Consider the following 4398-nt stretch of genomic DNA (forward strand, 5'->3'; position numbering starts at 1 on the left):
CGCCGATGGATGCCTATAGAACAGATACTGATAATGCTTTAGGTGCGCCCCAAATTGACCAAAGTAATAATAGCAATAAAGATTTCCTCAGTTTGGGTATTAAAGGGGAAGCTATATTTAGCTTCGGAACGCTTTTTGCGGGTCAAGTTACTCTCTGGGAGACTACTTGGGGAAATTACACCCAACAATCACAATATGATGAGCAGGTGCAGGTTTTTGTTGGGAATGACTTAAACGGTAGCAATTGGCTGGATATTGGCACTATCAAGAATATTACTGATAATGCTTTTAAGAATCCGCTCGGTGCGACTCTCAATATCAACAACAATAATACTTATAAATATGTCAAACTGATTGACAAATCACCAGCCGGATCTGGCAGAGATGGTTTCGATGTTAATGCTATTGCTGTGATGGGCGTTGAAACTGCTTCTGTTCCCGAACCAGCTTCGGCATTAAGTTTACTAGCTTTGGGTGCTTTTGGTACTGGTTCGGTTCTGAAGCGCAAACAACAAAAATCCTAACTGAAGCAGAAAAGGTTGGCTCATACCTCTTTGGTAATTTTAGTCACAGAAAAAGCATGAAGGATTGCGGCGAAATTAATCGCGTATTTATCGCCGCAATCCTTCAAAATCAGAAAAGTTTTGGATAATTCTCGATCGAGAGTAACAAAAAAGAGTTTAAGCCTGCAAACCTTCCCGCAACTGAGTGCGAGCGGTTTCCAAGGCTTCTTTTAATTTACTCGCATCGCGTCCGCCTGCTTGAGCTAAGTTGGGTCGTCCGCCACCGCCGCCGCCACAAATTTTCGCGATCGCACCAATAAATTTGCCAGCTTGTAACCCTTTTTTATTGACTTCTGGGCTAAAAACTGCTACAAAATTCACTTTTTGCGGTTCGGGAACTGACGCTAGCACTACAGCAGCGTTGCCCAATTTTTGCTGCAATCTTTCGGCTGCTGTTTTGAGGGATTCGGCGTCAACTTCTCCCAACTGTGCAACCAGGATTTTGCCATCGCCGACTGTCTCTGCTTGAGATAGCAATTGGTCGGATTTTGCGATCGCGAGTTCTGCTTTGAGCGCTTCTAGTTGTTTTTGAGTTGACTTCAGTTCGTTTTGCAGGTTGTTGATGCGATCGGGCAATTCTTCCGGTTTCGCTTTCAGGTTACCGCTCAACTCTTTGACTACTTTATCGCGCACGTTCAAATAGTCAAGCACTGATGGCCCCGCTACGGCTTCAATGCGTCGCACTCCAGCAGCTACACCAGACTCAGAAATTATTTTGAAAACGCCTATTTCAGCGGTGTTGCTAACGTGAGTTCCGCCGCAAAGTTCCATCGAAACGCCTGGGAAGTCCAACACGCGCACTTCGTCGCCGTATTTTTCCCCGAACATCGCGATCGCACCTTTTGCCTTTGCTTCTGCTAGCGGTAAAACTTCCACTTTGCCAGCGTGTGCTTCGGCAATCCAGGTATTAACTTGTTCTTCAATTTGTTGCACCTCTTCTGATGTTAAAGCACGGGGACTGTTGAAGTCAAATCGCAGTCTGTCGAACGCTACTAACGAACCGGCTTGCGATATGGAATCATCGACTATTTTTTTCAATGCCGCTTGCAATAAGTGAGTTGCGGTATGATTGGCTTGAGCGCGACGACGACAAGAGCGATCGATTTGAGCGGTGACGGGATCGCCTACGCGCAAAGTACCGCGATCGATGCGTCCGAAGTGAACGAAGAAATCCGATTCTTTCTTGACATCTTCAATTCTGACCACGATACCGTCGCCAGTGATGTAACCGCGATCGCCTATTTGTCCGCCGGATTCTGCATAGAATGGTGTTTTGTCGAGAACGATTTGTAAGTCTGTTCCCGCTTCCGCTGCTTCTACTGATTTGCCGTTGACGAGAATGACTTCGACAATGCTTTGGCTGAGAGGTTGAGTGTAACCCAAAAATTCTGTTGCGTGGATATGTTCGGCGAGTTTATCCAGCGAACCTTGTACGGTTAAGTCGATGGTTTCGTGGGCTTCTTTAGAACGGGTTTGCTGTTCTTCCATTGCTGCTTCGTAGCTAGCCGTATCAACAGTCAATCCTTGTTCGGCGGCAATTTCTTGAGTTAGTTCAAAGGGGAAGCCGTAGGTGTCGTATAGGGTAAAGGCGTCGCGTCCGGAAATTTCTGTTGTGGGATGGGCATCTTGCCCGGAGGATGACAGGCGAGACGCCTGTCCCACAAGAGCTTTTTGGATAATTTCTGCAAGCAGTTTTTCGCCGCGATCGAGGGTTTTGAGGAATTGGTTTTCTTCCCGTTGCAGTTCGGCTTTGATTTGCGCTTCCCGTTGGCGCACGTTGGGATAAGCTGCTTCGGAAAGTGCGATCGCACTCTCTGCTACTTTTGTGATAAATTCTCCTTCAATTCCGATTAATCTGCCGTGACGAACAACGCGACGAATTAATCGCCGCAACACATAACCGCGACCGATATTCGAGGCGCGAATTTCATCGGCTATCATATGAACGACTGCGCGAACGTGGTCGCCAATTACTTTCAGGGAAATTTTGGTTTTCTCATCAGCTTGGGTGTAATCGATTCCCGCAATTTCAGCGGCAGTTTTGATAATTGGGAAAATCAAGTCTGTTTCGTAGTTGTTCGGCACTTTTTGGAGGATTTGCGCCATTCTCTCCAATCCCATACCGGTATCGATGTTCTTGCTTTGCAGTGGTGTCAGATTGCCTTCTACATCCCGGTTGTACTGCATGAACACGAGGTTGTAGTATTCGATGAAGCGGCTGCCATCTTCTAAATCGATGTTGTCGTCGCCGAGTTCGGGGTGAAAATCGTAGTACATTTCCGAACAGGGGCCGCAGGGGCCGGTAGGGCCAGACACCCAGAAGTTATCGTCTTTACCCATGCGTTTGATGCGATGGGGAGGAATGCCGATTTTGTCTCTCCAGATGGCAAATGCTTCGTCGTCTTCCTCAAAAACGCTGACGATGAGGCGTTCTGGGGGCAGTCCAAAGGTTTCGGTTGACAGTTCCCACGCCCAGGCGATCGCTTGTTCTTTAAAATAGTCTCCAAAGCTGAAGTTACCCAGCATCTCGAAGAAGGTGTGGTGTCTGACCGTGCGTCCCACGTTCTCGATATCGTTGGTGCGGATACACTTTTGGGATGTGGTAGCGCGGGGAACTTCTGCTGTTCTCTGTCCCAGGAATATCGGTTTGAATGGCAGCATCCCAGCGATAGTCAGCAGTACGGTGGGGTCTTCTGGCACTAGGGAAGCGCTGGGCAGGATTTTATGCCCCCGCTGGGCAAAAAAGTCAAGAAATGTTTGCCTAATTTCGTTACCGCTGAGGTACTGGGGAGAGGAAGCCATTGGTCTGTATGAAAGTGTGTCGTCAACATTCTAATTTTTACATTTTGTTGAGGACGCGGGGGCATCTTTGTCGGCAGCTAACAGATCCGTCAGAATATTTTGGAGTGCAAATTACTGATGTCTAAGTAAAATTAAGTAGTGTAAAACATCGTAAATTTAAGTAAACAGGTGTTCTCAGGCTATCGGAACCGTGTTAATTTTAGATTGGATACCAAAGAAACACAAATCACAAGGTCAAGACCTGGTGTCCCCCGTCAAAGACCTACTTGCAGCAAAAGAAAAGGCATACGATTATTCGTGGCAAAACGCTCTTGTTAGAGCAATGCCAAACCAACAGTCTGGTAAGACAAAATAATGCGGTCGCCATCATATCAAAGCTGCAATAACTGTCCACCTTAGTAATGAACTGTTCATTCTTCGTCCTAGTTTTTGACGATCGACACTTGAGAAATCCAAAAATTCCGTTCTAGTGTGCCTAGTCTCCTTGACTGGGCACACAGCGTTTTTGGCGGTTAGTGCGATCGCACACCGCTATTTTTATACTTTCAAAAGCAAAAATACAGCGACAATTCGTGGCTATTGGCTGTCATACTTTCCTTTCTTTTTTGCTTGTATCCGCAATTTAATACATTTTTATAAAAATCATACCATCTGGCATAGATTACCCATTAATAGCGATGAATAAATATTATTTTACTTGCACAGCCTATAAGAATAAATTTTCCTCTTACTGAGTTGTTGTACCTGTAATTTACAGATGCTTAAAGGTTGGGTATTCGTGAGGTCTCATCTTCACAATTTTTTCACCTTTACCGTGTAAACTTATACCACAACTTTTAACAAATTTATAGGAAAGTTAAAATGGATACAACAACCTTACTTAGCAAAATAGTAAATGGCAAATCTTTCAATGGCATAAGCTTGAGTGGCACTAACTTGAGTAATAAGTAGTCGGACAAAAGTAATCGACACTGTATGAACTTTTGTTAAGGCACTTGCAGGAGTGCCTTCGCACAGCGTGCCGTAGGCATAT

2 protein-coding genes are annotated in these 4398 nt (G+C 45.5%); one reads left to right on the forward strand and one right to left on the reverse strand.

Features of this window, described 5'->3' with window-relative positions; all coding sequences use genetic code 11:
• The coding region (locus H6S82_RS20420) for a PEP-CTERM sorting domain-containing protein (protein WP_191056628.1) at window positions 1-524 on the forward strand (524 nt) is incomplete at its 5' end.
• Between the two features lie 156 nt (window positions 525-680).
• On the opposite strand, the gene alaS is transcribed toward H6S82_RS20420, so the two are convergent.
• Window positions 681-3365, reverse strand: coding sequence for an alanine--tRNA ligase (alaS, locus tag H6S82_RS20425; protein WP_190475517.1), 2685 nt, complete (start codon window positions 3363-3365; stop codon window positions 681-683).
• Window positions 3366-4398: the final 1033 nt, after the last annotated feature.

This window comes from Planktothrix sp. FACHB-1355, from assembly GCF_014748295.1.
Lineage (GTDB): Bacteria > Cyanobacteriota > Cyanobacteriia > Cyanobacteriales > Aerosakkonemataceae > Aerosakkonema > Aerosakkonema funiforme_A.

What these genes read in the sequence shown, in the direction of transcription:
- alaS (WP_190475517.1), bottom strand. Translation starts at nt 3,365, where the DNA reads ATGGCTTCCTCTCCCCAGTACCTCAGCGGTAACGAAATTAGGCAAACA.